The following is a 15,987-nucleotide window of genomic DNA, read 5'->3' on the forward strand; positions in this document are numbered from 1 at the left end:
TCACTTTCCGGCTCCCCCGGAAGCGGCTGTTCCCGTCAGGTCGCCAGCAGTGGTTCGGCTCATGCCCTGGACACGGCGCTGGCTGTCGAGAATATCCTGCTGCCAGCTGGCATCGCTCTGGATGACCGTTGGCTTGAGCAGAATCACCAGCTCCCGCTTGACTGTCGCGCGGCTGGTATTACGGAACAGGTTACCCAGTACAGGAATATCACCTGCGCCCGGCATTTGCGAGCGGTCATCACTGGTTGTCAGTTTCATCAGGCCGCCAATGGCGACAATCTGGCCATCCCGGGCACGCACGATGCTGTCGGTCTCGGAAATATTACTGGAGGCCAGCGGCAGGATGATCGAGCCGGCCGATCCCAGATCAACCACCTTGTTGACCGTGGTCACCTTGCTGACCGAAGGGTGGATATGCAGGGTAATGTTGCTGCTTTCATCGATCTGCGGCGTCACATCCAGCGCGATGCCGGAGAAAAAAGGCTGCAAGGTCACCGAAGGCGTGGTGGTAGTGGATGTGCCCGTTGTGGTGGTGGTTGTCACATTGGTCACAAAAAACTCATCCGTGCCCACTTTAAGCACTGCTTTCTGATTATTCAGGGTGGCGATGCGCGGACTGGAAAGCACCTGCACATTGCCCTGGGTTTCGAGGAACTGGATCAGGGCGGCAAAATTGCTGGTCTGGAATGCCAGGCCGAACAGGCCGCTGATATTGCTGGGGTTGGTGACCATGTTCACGCCGGGAAGCGCGCTCAGGATGGGGCTCGTATAGGTTCCCGCAACCGTATCAATCGCACTCGCCCCTGTCGCCAGGGAACCATCGGTCTGCAAGACCGTCCCCGGCGAGAGGGTCCCGCTGGAAAGGCGGGCATTCGAACCGGTTCTGAAAGCCGCCCAGTTCACCCCGGCCTGGAAACCATCGCTCAACTCCACTTCAAGAATCTTGGCTTCAATAATCACCTGACGCTCAACTGACAGCTGCGAGGTATTCAGGAATGTCGACACATCGCGTAACTCGGATGGCATCGCACGCACCAGCACCACTCCGGATTGAGGGTTGATGACTACGCTGCGGCCACCGTCACAGCCTTCCACGCCACGGCTGGAGACCGTTTCAGTTCTCCCTGCCGCGGCACCCCCGCTGGTCGTGCGGGCCGGCATCTTGCAGCCAATCACGGTACGTACCGAATCTTCGATATCTCCCCAGAAATCATTACGCGTCGAGGTATAAATAGTGCTGCTGTCGCGTGATGAAGATGAGCCACCGCTGGAAGTGGAGGTTGCGCCCGTTGACGAAGTCCCCGAGGCCGCTGGCGCGCCCGTAATGGAACCTGAATGCACTCGCGTATCCGAGCCGCCCATCCGCTGCCCGACCAGGTAATTCACCTTGTATAGACGGGTCTGCATGGCCAGCGGCTGAATGTAAACGCGCGATCCATCCACCTTGTATTCGTAACCATAGATTTCGCGTACGGCGTCGAGCGCCTCGAATACCGTCACGTCCTTCAGATTGACCGAGATGGAACCCGTCACGTCCGGATGGACCAGCATGCTGTAACGCGTGCCGTGCACAATTCCCATGAACACCTGGCTGGCTGGCGCGTTATTGACCACCAGATCAAACCGCTGCTCCAGTGGCTTGCCGCCTGCGTGGGGCATCTCGACCCTGAGCGGCGGCAGCAGAGCCGCCCCCAAAGCGTCGTTCTGAACCACTTTGGCTCTATCCTGGCTCGCCTTGGCCAGCTCGGCATTGATTTGATCAAATGTAGCGCCTTGCCTTGCCTGGGAGGCGCAGCCCGACAAGGCCAGAATCAGAAGCCCGAAATATACTGTCCGCATTACGATGCCTTTTGCTCAGAGTTACGTTTTGACTGGTTGTTACCACGTTTCCGCGTTTTTTCCCGCGGGGGACGGACAAACTGTTTTTCCACTCCGGGAAAAAGCTTAAGTGTCTGTCGGCCTCCCGGTCCGGCAAGGGTCACCTCTCCCTCGCTTACCCTGATCAGTTTGCTGTCGCCAAAACGCTCACCCTCAGCCAGCAGCTGGCCGCTGATCACGGCCGCCCGGCGGCCCGGACGAATCATCACGGACTGCAGCACCGGGCCAGTGCTAACAACTGCCATGCCGGAGGCTTCCACGCTCGCCTCCAGCGGGGGGCGGGTTGGATCGGGCAGTGCCTCGACCGCCAAAACCTGAGTTGACACGCCCAGCGCAAGCGCAACAAACATTGTTCTCACACGCTTAACCATGTTTTATCCATACTCAGCGTATACAGCGTAATTGACAGGGTGACGAGGGGGTATTCTTCCACCCGCATTTCAGCCTTCCCCCAGATCATCCGCCATGGCAGTTTTTCCATTGTTTCGAGATATTGCGTCAGTTCGGCATAACTGCCAGCCACCGTGATTTCCACTCCGTGCTTGAAAATCACCGGGCCGGCTGGTTTTTTCTCCCTGGCTTGAGGCGCCACCGCATCAGGGAGCATCTCCAACACATCACTGACTGGCAAAGTCTTGAGCGATACGAGCTTCAAATGCCGGTTTTGCGTCAGCACATCCTCCAGCAGACGCGCCATCTTTTCCGGCGGCACCAGGCTCTGCTGCACGTTTTGCAGCGCAACCCGGCTCTGCTCCAGCTTCTGCTTCAGCCCCGCCATCCTGACACGGGTAGCCGCATCGGGGTCTATCCGCCCAACGCTCAGAACAGTCTCGATCCGGGCCTGCAATTCCTGCACTTGTACCTGCTGCTGACTTGCCTCCTGATTCAGGCGCTTCCTATTTGCCACCAGCGGGTCCAGCAACATGACACTGAGCAGGCTCCACACCACCGCCAGCACCATGAAAAAAATCAGGGCGCGTTCACGCGGATTACGGGCATCAAGCAGCGCGGCATAGCGTTCCCAGTATTGCTTCACTTCACCTCCTCGCCGATGCTGGAATGTAGCCTGAATTCCAGGTAATTTGGCACTTTCGGCTGCTTATCGCCAGAGTCAGCCTCCACCTTCGGCTGTTGTATTTCCAGCGCGGCAAAGGCGCGGCCCTGGGTCGCCGCTTCCTGGTTCAGCCGCTGGATATAAGCCGGCACCAGTTCCGGACGCAATGTCCGCCCCCCCAGGCGCATTTCCTTGCCTGCGCCCTTGATGCCGAATTCCGTCAGCCACAGTCCATTCACGGTCTGGCGCGCAAAAGCGCGCATATAGCCGGAATAGCCCTCGGTGTTGCCCAAGCTGCCGCTTTGCAGCACGGCCAGAACGGCCTCTTCACCTTTGAGTTGCTGTTCCATTTCCACCACCCGCATTTCCAGCGCCGCATTTTTATGGCGCGGCGCATGCTCGGCAGCCACCTTGGCCAGCCGGGCCTGATCCTGCTCCAGCGTGGTGATGCCATTTTTGATGTGCGCGTTCAGAAGCGCCACCTGCCGGTATTGATAGCCATACACGCCCGCCATGATCAGCACCAGCGCCGCAAGTGCCTGAACAAGCATGCGCGAAGTAAACCATTCGCGCTGTCTGCGAAAGGCGGGATTGAGGAGATTGATCTGCTGGCTCACTGCGCTACGCCTTCCGTGCGCAATGCAGCACCCAGGGCCTGAAAGCACTGCAAGCGCAGATGCGGCCCCACACCTGAAACCGTGGAGAAATCAAATATCTCGTCCAGATTCAAGGTAGAGACAGGAAGATACAGATTGCTTGCCAGATAGGCTTCCAGATTGACCTCCGGAGGCAAGGGCGCCAACACCAGCTTGTTGATGGTGATAAAACTGAACTGGCGCTCGAAGCTGTCCATCGAACGTTGCAGTTCCAGCGTAATGCGGTCGAACTGGCGTTGCCGCTGTTCACTATCCGGCTGGTTAAGCTGCGACAGCGAAACGTCAATATGGCGCGACGAATACAGCTCGCCTTCAAACGAGAAAGTCAGCAGTCCGCCGCTTTCGTCGAAGGACAACAAGGCGATGCCGCGTCCCTGATCCTCCAGCAGGCTGGCAATATTACGCTGCGCCAGTTCGGGGATATCAATCACGCTCACGGGCAATTTGGCGGCATCAAAATCTTCCATGCGCTGCCTGATCACCTCATTACGCGCTGCCACGGCATACAGCGAACGATTGCGCGGCTGTGCATTCTTGCCGGCGGGGATATCGATCACATCCACGGTTGCATCATCCACGGGAAAATCCAGCATATCCTTGATGCGCCAGCGCACCGCCGTTTTGAGCTCGGCGGCGGGAACGCCGGGCGCTTCCACCACCAACAACTGGTATTCGCCAAAATTCAGCAGGAAACTCGCATTGTAGCGGTTAAGCTGATGCTCCTTTACCAGCCGCTCCAGCACGGCCACGTTCACCCCGCTCTCCGGTGAAATGGCGCAAAGCGTCACCAGTGGCCTGTCTCCCGTTACCCGGCGCACATGAACCAGGCACACTCCCGCGGGGGAGGACTGCATGGCCATCCAGCCTGGTTCCTGTTTTTTTCTGGTCAAAAAAGACATAAATCCACGAATTTTAATAATTGGCTCGAAGTTAAATCAATAAGTCGTTGTTGTCAATTGTATATTTACGCCATGCATCCTTAATAAATTAGCGCTCCGCCTGGTGCTGCAAATTGGCCGGAAAGCGCCTGGACGGGGTATCGGCAAGCCCGGCCAAGCGGATGCCACGAACATCACGGCCCGGAACAGGCGATGCCATCCCATTCGCAGTAAGCAATCGCTACCCGCTGGCGTTCGACATAAGCCGGATTCGTTACCGCGGCATCGTCCGGACAACTCGCCGCGCCGCCGTTACAGGCGGTGGCGACGATGCGGAAAACACGCACCTGGCGCGCCGTGCCAGGCACGCTCTCGCCATCGTTGTAAGTATGTTGTGAGCAGATGACGGTAACCCTGGACGCAGGATCATCCGGGCTAACCCAGGTCTGCGTATCGCAAGTCGCATTTTTCAAGGCACGGAAAAGCCCCCATTCCGTGCCTGAAAAAGCCCTATGCCAGGTACGGGCTGCCTGTACGTCCTGTGCCGAAGCCATTTGCTGGCCGGTGGAGAAGCTGGTGATCGCCGCGGCAAGTGACGCGAGGATCACCAGGACCATGATCGCGGCAACAAGGCCCAGTCCGCTCTGACGGGTTTTCATGGCACGTTGCTCACATGCGCGCCGTAGGCGAGCGAGACCCGCTCGCCCGCTTCCAGCAATTCGATCCGCAGCCAGACAAAACCGGATTGCTGCGTGGCGCCCTGGTTAGGGTCATAGATGAATTCACAGGCCGCCACACGGCTTGCGAGACGTGTGCCTCCACCAGCCGGACACGATGCCGGATAGGTCGCGTTGAATCCCTGTACCAGACGAACCAGCTCTCCCGTGCCGTTGCCGCCTGACACGCCCGTACCCCGGCAGATATAAAACACGCTACGTTCGTTCTGGTCGACAACGAAGAACCGCCCGCCGTCATAGCCGGCGGGAAACTGCGTCGCGGGAGTCAGCGTGACCCTTCCTTCCCCCACCAGCACGCCGCCGGGAGCGGGCGGGCTTTGCCATCCGCTCACCGTGCCGCGCGTCGCGCCACTATAGACATCATTGGTATTCTGGTTGCCGATGACGATAAAATCGCCGCTCACAGGCGCAGCCGAAAGCGGCGACAAAACATCGAAACTGGCATCAGGCCCGGTCGTGTCGAGAGGATCTGAATCGGCGTTGACGATATCGACGGCACGTCGATGCAGTCCGCCCGCCGTGCCCGGCACAAACTCGAAACACTGGTCATTCGGGATACGGACGGAATTCGGGACGGCACGGCGCACCTCGCGGCCAATGCGCTTCACCGCCGTATCGGCCATATCGGAAAGTGTCGCGCGCCGGCGGCTGTCGAAATAGCTGTCTACCGCCGGCTTGAAGATTGACGCGATCGCTGCCGCGATGATGCCCATGATCACGATCACGATCACCAGCTCAACAAGCGTAAAACCGCGCGTTCTCGTCATGACGCCCAGTCCGTGCGATATGAGGTGAGCGAAAGGGTTTCCCCGCTGCTGGTCACCGTCACAACAATCCTTTTTGCGGCAACCCCGCTGAGCGTCGTATCGCTAATTACCACCGAGGAAATGCCATAACCGGTCAGCGATGGAATGGCATTGCCGTCGATGTCGCAGATATTCGCCGTTGAATAACCGTTATAGTCGACGATATCGTTATAGGTATTCCGTGCACATGCGGCAGGCGCGGCATTGGCAACCGGCGCGTAGGGCTTGAAAACAATCTCCTCCATCATTTCCTCGGCGATCACCAGCATCTGTTTTCTCACCATTGGATCAGCGGAACCGCGCACTGCCTGACTGAAGGCCGCCAGCATGCCTGCCAGCCCCACGCCGATCACCACGATCGTGAGCACGAGTTCGATCAGCGTCATCCCGCGCGATCTATTCCACATCGCCCGTTGCCCCGTAGACCCGGATGGGTGTCTGGTTGGTCACCGTCAAGGTGAAATCCGCCGCCGTCGCGCCGGCGCCATCGCTGGTCACCGCCCCTGAAGGCTGAAAATATAGCGGCCCGGCAGGCACAGCCACGAGCGCGATGTTATCTGAAGGAGAAATTGCCGCGGGTTGCTGGCCGTCCGGGCCGGCCAACGGGTTGCCACAAGCCGATGCGGGATGACTCGACGCAATGCCCAGCGAAATCTGGTCGCTGGCGACCGTCACGCACACCAGCCGCCGGTGCGAGACCGCCGTTTTCTGCGCGTAACGCAGGGCAGCCGCCGTCTGGTCGCTGAAAGCGATCTCGCGAAACATCTGGCTCGAATCCATGCGCGGCAGAACAACGGCGGCCAGAATACCGATGAGTATCATCGCCGCAACCAGTTCAATCAGCGTAAAGCCGCGTGCCTGCCGGGGCAACATCAATAAAGCTCGCGGTTATAGACACCCTTGCGGCCTTCCGGGCTGAAGATGCCGAAGGTTGCCGTGGCGGAAGGGTCGTTGTTGTAACCCGTTCCACCGGGCCACTTCGATTGCAGCCAGGGCAGGTTGGCGCTCGTTGCCGGGCAAACCACCCCATTATCGGGGCCGAGATCGGCGCAAACCTTGGTGCTGCCTGGAGCGGTGGGCGTAAGCGTAATGACGCCACTGCCGCCCAGAAGCGCGCCAGGCGCCGCCGTCCAGCCCGAAGGCGTGAGCAGAAGGTTGCCGCCAGCGAGCACCGTGCAGCTGTCTCCGCTGTTCTTCACCCAGGAATTTCCGCTCCAGTATTGCGCCTCGACCGGCATCTGGAGCGGGGAAACGGAGCCGTACACATTCGACAGGCGCAGGCGGCCGAAGCGCTGTGTTTTGCCAGTGGAAAACGCGATGCCGTTGCCTGCCGTGGCCAGGCCGAAACGCGCCGGATTACCCGGATAGGACACGGCATCCTCGTCAATCACATTGATCGCGAGAGAGATTTCGGCGTTGAACGGCGCGGTTGGCGCAGCGGGTCGCGTAAAGCTCAGCCCGGTGCCGGAACCGAAAGTCAGCGTCCCCGTCCCGTCATTATTCCTTACGACAAGCGGATCGGTGCCGGTGATGCCGCTGGTATCCAGCGTACCTGACAATGTGGTGTACGCCTTGCCAGTCAGCGAGGCATTGGTGATTTTCCAGAAGCTGCCACTATAGTTTGAGGTCAGGTTATTGCCGGCATTCCTTGCCGTCACGGTGACGATGGGCGATACGGCGTAACTGAAGGGCTGCCCCATATAGGTAAACGTTGCGCCACAGCCCGGTGCAAACAAGGGCGTGTTGTAGCTCACATCGAAATGATCGGGGATGAAGCGGCCAAGCGAATTGTTGGTCTTGTTGCCGATCGAGCAACCATATTTACCAGAAACCAATGCATCGGCAAGGTTGGCATTGCTGGCGGTGGCGGTCACGCAGTCACAGCTGTTGGTGGCCGCGCATCCCGAAGGCTGGTCAACACTGGTATAGCTGTCGTCCCGGAAAGTGCCGGGGGCAAGATACAGGTAACCCGCCTCGGTATAGCTGGCATTGTTGCTGGCCGATGCGTTGGCGGTCAATGACACCGGCGTGAGCGTTCCAACGGTGCCGCCGCTTTGCACGGTAGCGTCCTGGCTGGTGATCTGTGCCGTTAATTTACTCGCATCCAATATCAGCGCACCGGCATAGCCTGCTGCAGGGCTGGTTGTTGCCGCAAGGGTAAAGTTTGCTCCGGCCTTGATTGCCGGAGTGGCGCTGGCCGAGGGTGGCGTAGCCATTGCCGGCGAGACATTGAGCGTCACCGCCGATGGCCGCAGCGCAAAATCGTCAGTGGAGCAGGCCACAATACTCGGCGCCTGGTTGGCGTCCGTCACCCGGCAGCGCAGGTCCGGGTAAGCCTGGGATACTGTCATGAGCGCAGTGCTCTTGCGGCCTTGCTCCGCCGGCTGATTGGCCTTGGTAAAAATCAGCGTCTGGCTCACCGCCGGGCTGATTGCAGCGCGGGAAGCGCAGGCCGTGGCCCCCGACCCATCCACCAACTCCACCGTGACGGTTTTGTCGGCATCGGAGGCGTATGTGGTTTCCACCCCATCTGCGACGCCATCGCTATTGGTGTCCTTGAGCGCTACTACGTCGAAGCTGAAAGGTGCTCCCGCCAGTTTGGTATAGAGCCGTCCGCTCAAGGCGTCCGCCCCGCTCAGCACGCAGTTGAAACCCGAGGGCTTGACCACGCCGCCGCAGGCGTGAGTAGCCAGATAGATGGCACTGACCTCGCTTGGCTTCAGTTCGCCGTTATAAACCCGGATTTCGTCCAGCCGCCCGCTGAAGCGGTAGCCGGTGCTGGCTTGCCAGCCACCGGCGCGCAGGGTCGGATTCACGTAGGCATTGGCATTGTTGGGTGTCGATTGGCGCTGGCTGAGCGCCTTCGCCGCGCCATCGATATAAAGCTTGTTGCTGGGCACGCTGCCGTTGGTGAAGACGGCGACCACGTGATGCCAGCCGTTGGCCAGCCCTGCCGAGCTGATGCCATACACATCGCTATTGCCGGTGTTGAAGCCAAAATTTCCGCTCACCAGCCACAGGTCGTGCACATTCCAGCCGATGGGCATGACCCCGTTGACGCCATCCCAGTACATCCAGAAGGCCACGCTGGTTTTGGCACCGGGCGCCAGGCTTACCGGCAGGCTGGGAAAGCTGAAAGCGCCGCCATTGGAGCTGGTGCCAGGCATGCCGCCGTAGCCGCAGGTGCCCGGGTTGCCGGGTCGTGCCGGGCTGAGGGTGGCCGGTGAAGGACGTGGGACGCCAATGGCCGTTCCATGGCGGCTGTTGCCGCTACTGTCCTTGACTTCGCCCGCCGTGCCGTTCCATGAGGATTCCTCCAGGCGGTATTCCGCGAGCAGGGTCGCCGGGACAGGGCAGGCATGGGTTTTAGCGGCAAGTGCAGCAATTTCCGCAGCCGATAATGCGCCGGTATGAACCCGCACATCGTCGATATTGCCCTTGAAGCGGAATGCCGCGCTCGCCTCTGTCGAGGCGTTGGTTTCCCCCCCGATCGACGCGGTTCCAGTATCAGTGCTCCAGCCGGTAAAGTTCGTGCTGACCGCGGAAAGCTGGGTACCCGAGGTGTCATAGACGTACATCCAGCGCTTGCCAGCGGAAATGTCGGCGATGGCCGCGACGAAATACCAGGTGTTGTTATTGATAACCGCCGGCGTATCCAGAATGATGGGCGACGAACCACGGGCAAAAAAACGCAGCCTGCCCGCTCCGCCATCCCCTAGTGAAAATCCATAGCCCCCGGTATTCTTTTCATCGTCGATCAGAATGCGCTGCCCGCCTTTGTTTCTGTCCGTGGTGCGGATCCAGGCTGTAACGGAGAAATTCGAGGTAAAGCTGGGGAAGCTTGCCGGCAACGCCACATAGTCGTTGCTGCCGTCGAATACGCCATAACCGCAGGTGCCCGGATTGCCGGCAATCGGGACGGGCGGAACCGAAGAGGTGCTTGCGCCATTGACCGCCGTGGCCGGGTAGGTGCCGACACTATCCTCCACTTCACCCGCCGCCCCGCCCCAACTGCTCTCGTCCATGCGCCACTCGGCGATGAGTATTGGCGCGCAGGGGTGGGTTTCGCTGTACAGCGAGCTCACCTCGGCAGAAGTCAACGCGCCGTCGTAAACTTTTACTTCGTCGATGCGGCTGGAAAACTTGTAACCGCTGTCCCACCCCCAGCCGCTAAGGGTAAGCGTGCTGGAAACAACCGCATTAGCATTGTTTGGCGTCGATTGCCGCTGGGTGAGCGTCTGCGCCACGCCGTCGATGAAAAGCTGGTTGCTGGTCACGCCGCCATTGGTAAACACGGCGGCCACGTGATGCCAGCCATTGGCCAGCCCCGCCGAACTGATGCCATACACATCGCTGCTGGCGGTGTTGAAACCAAAATGTCCGCTCACCAGCCACAGGTCATGCCGGTTCCAGCCGATGGGCATGACGCTGTTGGTGCCGTCCCAGTACATCCAGAAAGCCACGCTGGTTTTGGCCCCTGCGGAGGTATTCACTGGCAGGCCAGTAACCTTGACAGTCCCGCTGCCGCCAAAGAAAGCGCCGTTGCCACAGGTGCCGGGGCTGCCTGCCCGGGCGGGCAAGGTATTGGCCGGCGCGGGAAGCGGACTGCCGCTGGCCGTGCCATTGAATGGCCCGCCAGCATGGCCCGCCGAGTCCTTCACCTCGCCCGCCGTGCCATTCCAGCTGGCTTCTTCCATGCGGTACTGGCCGAGCAAGGTGGCGGCAAAACTGCTCCCCGCCGGAAGCATGCAGAAGAGCAAGAGCCACGCCGCAAACCACCCGCGCATCCCTGTGAATGAAAAGAGAATCGGCTCAAAGGAAAAGCGGGGGCGCGATTTCATGACAGTCGGCGGAAGCGGCAAACCGTGGCTTGTCACGCTCCGAACCTGCTCGGGAAATCAGTTGCAGTTGGTTACGTTGAGCGTATAAGTCGGCGCAGCGGTGGCCGTGGCTGCCACATAGCTTACCCGGCAGTTGGTGGTGGCCTGGGCGCCGGCATGTCCGATGACGTTAGTGGTAGCGATATTGAAATCCGCAACCGGGCTCAAATCCATTACCCGCAACAGGCCGGTGCCGGCGGTGGTGCTGGTGCCGGTTGCTGCCGCAAAACCATACACCGTATCTATGGTCACCCCGTTGATGGTCACCGTGCCCGTGGCGCCCAGCTGGTTTGCCGTTGCCGCCTTTGCGTAGACCATCACATTGGCCGCCCGCAGCGACCCTTCGACGCCTTTCATCACGGCCACTCTTGCATCCGCGCCCAGATTGACGAACTTCGGCAACGCGGTAGCGGCAAGAATGCCGAGAATCACGATTACCATCACCAGTTCGATCAGGGTAAAACCTGCTTGTTTATTACGCATCTTCACAACTCCTTTTGCTTGTTAATCCAGTTCAATAAAAACACCATGGCTCTTCAGCCACTTCGTGCCAGAAAACCTAAAACCACTGGTAGGTTTCCACCAGGGTCAGGCGTATGCCGTTGATTTCTTTTTTATCGGCCGCTTGACCACTTTCTTTACCGTTATCCCCATATACAGGGCTGACCCGGTAACGTACCCATTTCTTCCCCTTGCTATCCGCCACAAAGTGACGATCACTGCGCAGCAAGTATATCAGGGTGCGATTTTCGAGGTCGAAGTACCAGTTCCCGGGCGGAATTTCTCCCGGCTTGGGGTACAAATACTCGCCCAGATAATTTTCCGGCTTCTCCGCCAGCCAGTCCATGGGGTTGGACAGAACCATTTTCTCCACATCCTGCCATTTTCCGCGTACCAGGTATTCCGCCAGTTGAAGGTGCAGTGCGCTACGGAGTATTCCGGCCGTCTGTTCCATGGCGGTTTTTTCGGCATACTCCTGGTAGCGCAAAACCCGGTCCAGCAGCACCGCGCCCAGCGTACCAATTATTGCAATGGCCACCAGCAGTTCGAACAAGGTAAACCCCCGTCCGCTCACGACGCCATTTGCTTGCGCGCGCCCTCTTGATCTAGCCATACGCCGGAACGAGCTTGTTCACTTATGAAAAGCCGCCTTGCCGAGATCCCAGATGGGCAGGAATACACCCAGGGCAAGAATCAGCACCAGAATACCCAGGCCCACAATCAGGATCGGCTCAATCTTGGCGGATAAATTATCCACTTCGTAATCCACCTCGCGTTCGTACATTTCCGCGACTTCCTGCATCAGTTCGTCCAGTTCGCCGGTTTCCTCGCCGACTGCAATCATTTGCAGCACCACCGGGGTAAATACACCGGACGCCACTGCCGTGCGCAAAATGCTGTCGCCCCGCTCCACGCCTTCGCGAATGTTATCGATCTTTCTGGCGATGAAATCGTTGTCCACCACCTGCGCCACTACGCTCAGCCCCTGCACGATGGGCACGCCGCTACGGCTGGTGAGGGAATAACTGCGGGCAAAGCGGGAGAGCGTGGCTTTTTCGATGATGCTGCCGACCACCGGCAGGCGCAGCTTGATCCTGTCCCACTGATAACGCCCTGAAGGCGAGCCCACATAAAGGCGAAAGCCGTAAAACGCTCCCGCCAGCGCCAACAGCATGAGCGGCCAGTACTGCACGGTAAAATCCGAACTGGCAATCAGGATTTTGGTCATTAGCGGCAATTCGGCGCCGAACCCTTTGTAAACCTTGGAAAACGCGGGGATCACGAAAAGGTTGATGATTGCCATTGCCGCCACCATCGCGATGATGACAAAAGATGGGTAACGCATTGCCGCCTTGATCTTGTCCTTGGTCGATTTCTCGAATTCCAGGTAGTAAAACAGGCGCAGAAAAATTTCCTCCAGCATGCCGGTTGCCTCGCCGACCCGCACCATGCTGACGTAAAAAAGGCTGAATACTTCGGGATGGCGCCGCATGGCGGCCGAGAGCTCGCGCCCGCTGTCCAGGCTCTCGCGCATATCCTGCAGCACTTTTTTCATGCTTTTGTTATGCGCCGATTCCTGCAGCCCGGCCAGAGCACGCATGATGGGCACGCCGGCCTTGAGAAGGGTATACATCTGGCGCGAATACAGCATCACATCGACGGCGGTGATTTTCTGCCGCTGCATACGCTCCAGCAGGCTTTCTCCCTGCTCAGCCGGACCCTTGGCTGAAGGGCTGATGTCCACCGGCGTAGCGCCGCTATTGAACAGCATGTCTGCTACCGCCGCGCTGTCGGGGCCTTCCTGTATGCCCTCAATCAGATCGCCGCGGGCGTTGCGGGCCTTGTAGGAAAAGAATGGCAAGTCAAAAAACCTTTTTAACCACGGAGTGCACGGAGAACACGGAGTAAAAACTAGATTGAGACACGGCGAATCCCTTCTTTCAATAACTTCTTGTTGAAGTTCAGCAAAAGACCTCTTTTGTACCCAAGCAATTTCAAATAACTCATTATTTGTGCGGTGTGTACAGTGCTGAGCTCATCCACTGCTTTGATTTCAAGAACAAGTTGTTCAGCAACAATGATGTCAGCTCTAAAACCGGCACCAAGGTTTACCCCCTTGTAACTTACAGGGATTTCCACTTGTCGCTTCGCCTCAATGTCCAGGCTGGCAAGCTCCACCATTAATGCCAATTCATAGACCGATTCCAGCAACCCCGGACCCAATTCACGATGAACACTAATAGCCGCACTCAATACATGCTCGATCAGGTTTTCTTCGCAGTCACGCAGTTCTCCGTGCGCTCCGTGTTCTCCGTGGTTCATCAGGTTCTATTCACTCATCAAACTGATTACTGATCCGCATCGCCTCGCCCACCGTCGTCCGTCCCTTGAGCACTTCCCCCACGGCCTGGCTGCGCAGGGTTTTGCCTGCCATTTGCTGGCGCGCCATTTTCATGAAATGGGCCGGGTCGTGGTGGTTGGCGGCTTCGACCATTTCGAAGCTCATTTCCAGCATTTCGTAGATACCCATGCGGCCCTGGTAGCCGGTGCCGTTGCAATTGGTGCAGCCGCGTCCATACTGATACTGGTGCTGATCCACCGCGTCCTTGAGTTCGAGGCGCATCCACTCATGCTCGTAGGGTTTGAGCGTATAAGTCTCGGCACAGCGTTCGCAAATCACGCGCACCAGGCGCTGAGCCAACACCACTTGCAGCGAGGTTGCCACCATGAAGCGCGGCACGCCCATGTCGATCAAGCGGATCGGGGTGCTGATGGCGTCATTGGTGTGCAGGGTAGAAAGCACCATGTGACCGGTCATGGCGGCCCGGAGGCCGATCTGCGCGGTTTCCTGGTCGCGGATCTCGCCCACCAGGATGATGTCCGGGTCCTGGCGCAGGGTGGAGCGCAGCACGCGGGCGAAGGAAAGATCGATTTTTTCATTCACCTGCACCTGGTTGATGCCGGGCAGGCGGTATTCCACCGGGTCTTCCACGGTGAGTATCTTGGATTCGATCGAGTTCAGTTCCGCCAGGGCGGAGTACAGGGTGGTGGTCTTGCCGGAACCGGTCGGCCCCGTCACCAGCACCATGCCGTTGGGGCGATGAAGTATCTTGCGGAATTTCTCCAGCATTTCCGGCGGCATGCCCAGTTTGTCGAGCGTCAGAATGCCGCCACTCTGATTGAGCAGACGCATTACCACCGATTCGCCATGCTGGGTGGGCATGGAGGAAATACGCACGTCGATCGACTGTCCCCGCACCTTGATATTGAAACGCCCGTCCTGCGGCAGGCGTTTCTCGGAAATGTCGAGTCCGGACATCAGTTTGAGGCGCAGCACCAGGGCGGCGGCAATCTTGTTGTCGGCCTCGGTTTGCAGGTGCAGCACGCCATCGATGCGGAAGCGGATCTGTAGTTTTGATTCCTGCGGTTCGATATGAACGTCGGAAGCACGCACCTGGGTGGCATCCTCGAACATGGTTTGGAGGAGTTTGACGACCGGCGCCTCTTCCAGATTGGCGGTTGTGCCGATACCGCCGAAATCCACCACGCTATCGCCCAGCTCTTCTTCCAGCGCCTGAGCCAGGCCGCTGATCTGGCCGGTGCGGCGGTAAACACGGTCAATGGTCTGCAGTAGCTGGCTTTCCGCCACCGCGGCGAGATCAATATCGCGCTTGAGGAGACGCGCCAGTTCATCGTAGGCGAAGAGGTCGGAAGGGTCGGCCATGCCAAGCAACAGCGCCCCCGCCCGGTCTTCCAGTACCAGCGCCCGGAAACGGCGCGCCTGGGTTTCCGGCAACTTGTTGACCAGCTCGGGGTTGATATTGTAGAACTTGAGATTGATGAAAGGAATTTGCAGCTGGCGCGCAATCGCCTCGGCAATCCCCTCCTCGGTGACAAAGCCATTTTCGATGAAAATCCGGCCCAGTTTGCGCCCGCTGCTTTTCTGCTCGGCCAGCGCCTGTTTCAGCTGATCTTCCGTGAGCAGATTTTGCTGGATCAACACCTCGCCAAGCCGGATTTTTTCAGGTTTGGCCATCGTCGCCCCAATTTCTCATGTTATTTGTCATAAGTTAAACACATCTCATTGATAGTGTTAAATTAACGTTTTTCCAGCCAGGATACAAGAAATTGTTTGAGATCGTACTTTTCGAGCCGGAGATCCCGCCCAACACCGGCAATATCATCCGCCTTTGCGCCAACACCGGTACCGCCCTGCATCTGGTGGAGCCGCTCGGTTTCACTCTTGAGGACAGGCAATTGCAACGTGCCGGACTGGATTATCACGAATATGCCACGCTCAAGGTGCATCCTGACTGGGACGCCTGCCTGGCACATTTTGCCGGGCGGCGGCTGTTTGCGATCACGACCAAGGGCGCGACGCGCCACGCCGATGTGAATTTTCAGGCAGGCGACGTTTTCATTTTCGGGCCGGAAAGCCGGGGGCTGCCGCCAGGAATCCTGGAGAGCTTCACGTCTGAGCGGCGCATCCGCTTGCCGATGCAGCCGGAAAGCCGCAGCCTGAATTTATCCAACGCGGCAGCCGTGATGATTTATGAAGCATGGCGGCAAAATGGGTTTGAAGGCGGAGTTTAACCCT

16 protein-coding genes are annotated in these 15,987 nt (G+C 58.7%); 1 reads left to right on the forward strand and 15 read right to left on the reverse strand.

What is annotated here, in order from left to right; all coding sequences use genetic code 11:
• The 15 genes from mshL to WC392_04015 all read right to left on the reverse strand — a co-directional run bounded on the left by mshL (position 1) and on the right by WC392_04015 (position 15,426).
• The gene (mshL, locus tag WC392_03945; protein MFA5241512.1) at positions 1-1,839 is read right to left on the reverse strand and encodes a pilus (MSHA type) biogenesis protein MshL; all 1,839 of its coding nucleotides are present in this window, start codon (positions 1,837-1,839) and stop codon (positions 1-3) included.
• Positions 1,839-2,249 carry a hypothetical protein gene (locus tag WC392_03950; protein ID MFA5241513.1) on the reverse strand — a complete coding sequence of 137 codons (411 nt, stop codon included), beginning with the start codon at positions 2,247-2,249 and terminating at the stop codon, positions 1,839-1,841. Before WC392_03950 ends, mshL begins: the two co-directional genes overlap by 1 nt.
• Positions 2,234-2,914: a type II secretion system protein GspM gene (gspM, locus tag WC392_03955; GenBank protein ID MFA5241514.1), complete on the reverse strand. Its 681-nt coding sequence runs from the start codon at positions 2,912-2,914 to the stop codon at positions 2,234-2,236. The genes WC392_03950 and gspM overlap by 16 nt, the downstream gene beginning before the upstream one ends.
• Entirely contained in the window at positions 2,911-3,549 is a 639-nt protein-coding gene (locus WC392_03960; protein MFA5241515.1) for a fimbrial assembly protein, read from the reverse strand. Before WC392_03960 ends, gspM begins: the two co-directional genes overlap by 4 nt.
• The gene (gene pilM, locus WC392_03965) at positions 3,546-4,442 is read right to left on the reverse strand and encodes a pilus assembly protein PilM (GenBank protein ID MFA5241516.1); all 897 of its coding nucleotides are present in this window, start codon (positions 4,440-4,442) and stop codon (positions 3,546-3,548) included. Before pilM ends, WC392_03960 begins: the two co-directional genes overlap by 4 nt.
• 218 nt (positions 4,443-4,660) lie before the next feature.
• A complete protein-coding gene (locus tag WC392_03970; protein ID MFA5241517.1) occupies positions 4,661-5,125 on the reverse strand; it encodes a hypothetical protein in 465 nt (154 codons plus the stop codon).
• Entirely contained in the window at positions 5,122-5,970 is an 849-nt protein-coding gene (locus WC392_03975) for a prepilin-type N-terminal cleavage/methylation domain-containing protein (GenBank protein MFA5241518.1), read from the reverse strand. The genes WC392_03970 and WC392_03975 overlap by 4 nt, the downstream gene beginning before the upstream one ends.
• Positions 5,967-6,395, reverse strand: a complete 429-nt coding sequence (locus tag WC392_03980) for a hypothetical protein (GenBank protein MFA5241519.1) — start codon at positions 6,393-6,395, stop codon at positions 5,967-5,969. Before WC392_03980 ends, WC392_03975 begins: the two co-directional genes overlap by 4 nt.
• A gap of 10 nt (positions 6,396-6,405) precedes the next feature.
• On the reverse strand, positions 6,406-6,882 hold the full coding sequence (locus WC392_03985; GenBank protein ID MFA5241520.1) for a type II secretion system protein: 477 nt from the start codon (positions 6,880-6,882) through the stop codon (positions 6,406-6,408).
• Positions 6,882-10,769: a LamG domain-containing protein gene (locus WC392_03990; protein ID MFA5241521.1), complete on the reverse strand. Its 3,888-nt coding sequence runs from the start codon at positions 10,767-10,769 to the stop codon at positions 6,882-6,884. Before WC392_03990 ends, WC392_03985 begins: the two co-directional genes overlap by 1 nt.
• 138 nt (positions 10,770-10,907) lie before the next feature.
• Positions 10,908-11,372, reverse strand: a complete 465-nt coding sequence (locus tag WC392_03995) for a type II secretion system protein (GenBank protein MFA5241522.1) — start codon at positions 11,370-11,372, stop codon at positions 10,908-10,910.
• A 76-nt stretch (positions 11,373-11,448) separates the two neighbouring features.
• Positions 11,449-11,964 carry a type II secretion system protein gene (locus WC392_04000; GenBank protein ID MFA5241523.1) on the reverse strand — a complete coding sequence of 172 codons (516 nt, stop codon included), beginning with the start codon at positions 11,962-11,964 and terminating at the stop codon, positions 11,449-11,451.
• Between the two features lie 57 nt (positions 11,965-12,021).
• Positions 12,022-13,251 (reverse strand): type II secretion system F family protein, encoded by a 1,230-nt coding sequence (locus tag WC392_04005; protein ID MFA5241524.1) that lies wholly within the window; start codon positions 13,249-13,251, stop codon positions 12,022-12,024.
• A 50-nt stretch (positions 13,252-13,301) separates the two neighbouring features.
• The gene (locus WC392_04010) at positions 13,302-13,712 is read right to left on the reverse strand and encodes a GxxExxY protein (GenBank protein ID MFA5241525.1); all 411 of its coding nucleotides are present in this window, start codon (positions 13,710-13,712) and stop codon (positions 13,302-13,304) included.
• A gap of 10 nt (positions 13,713-13,722) precedes the next feature.
• Positions 13,723-15,426, reverse strand: coding sequence for a GspE/PulE family protein (locus WC392_04015; protein MFA5241526.1), 1,704 nt, complete (start codon positions 15,424-15,426; stop codon positions 13,723-13,725).
• Between the two features lie 92 nt (positions 15,427-15,518).
• On the opposite strand from WC392_04015, the gene trmL reads away from it, so the two are divergent.
• The gene (gene trmL, locus WC392_04020; GenBank protein MFA5241527.1) at positions 15,519-15,983 is read left to right on the forward strand and encodes a tRNA (uridine(34)/cytosine(34)/5-carboxymethylaminomethyluridine(34)-2'-O)-methyltransferase TrmL; all 465 of its coding nucleotides are present in this window, start codon (positions 15,519-15,521) and stop codon (positions 15,981-15,983) included.
• Positions 15,984-15,987 lie beyond the last annotated feature (4 nt).

Origin of the sequence: Sulfuricella sp. (genome assembly GCA_041651995.1) — a bacterium.
Classification (GTDB): Bacteria; Pseudomonadota; Gammaproteobacteria; order Burkholderiales; family Sulfuricellaceae; genus Sulfurimicrobium.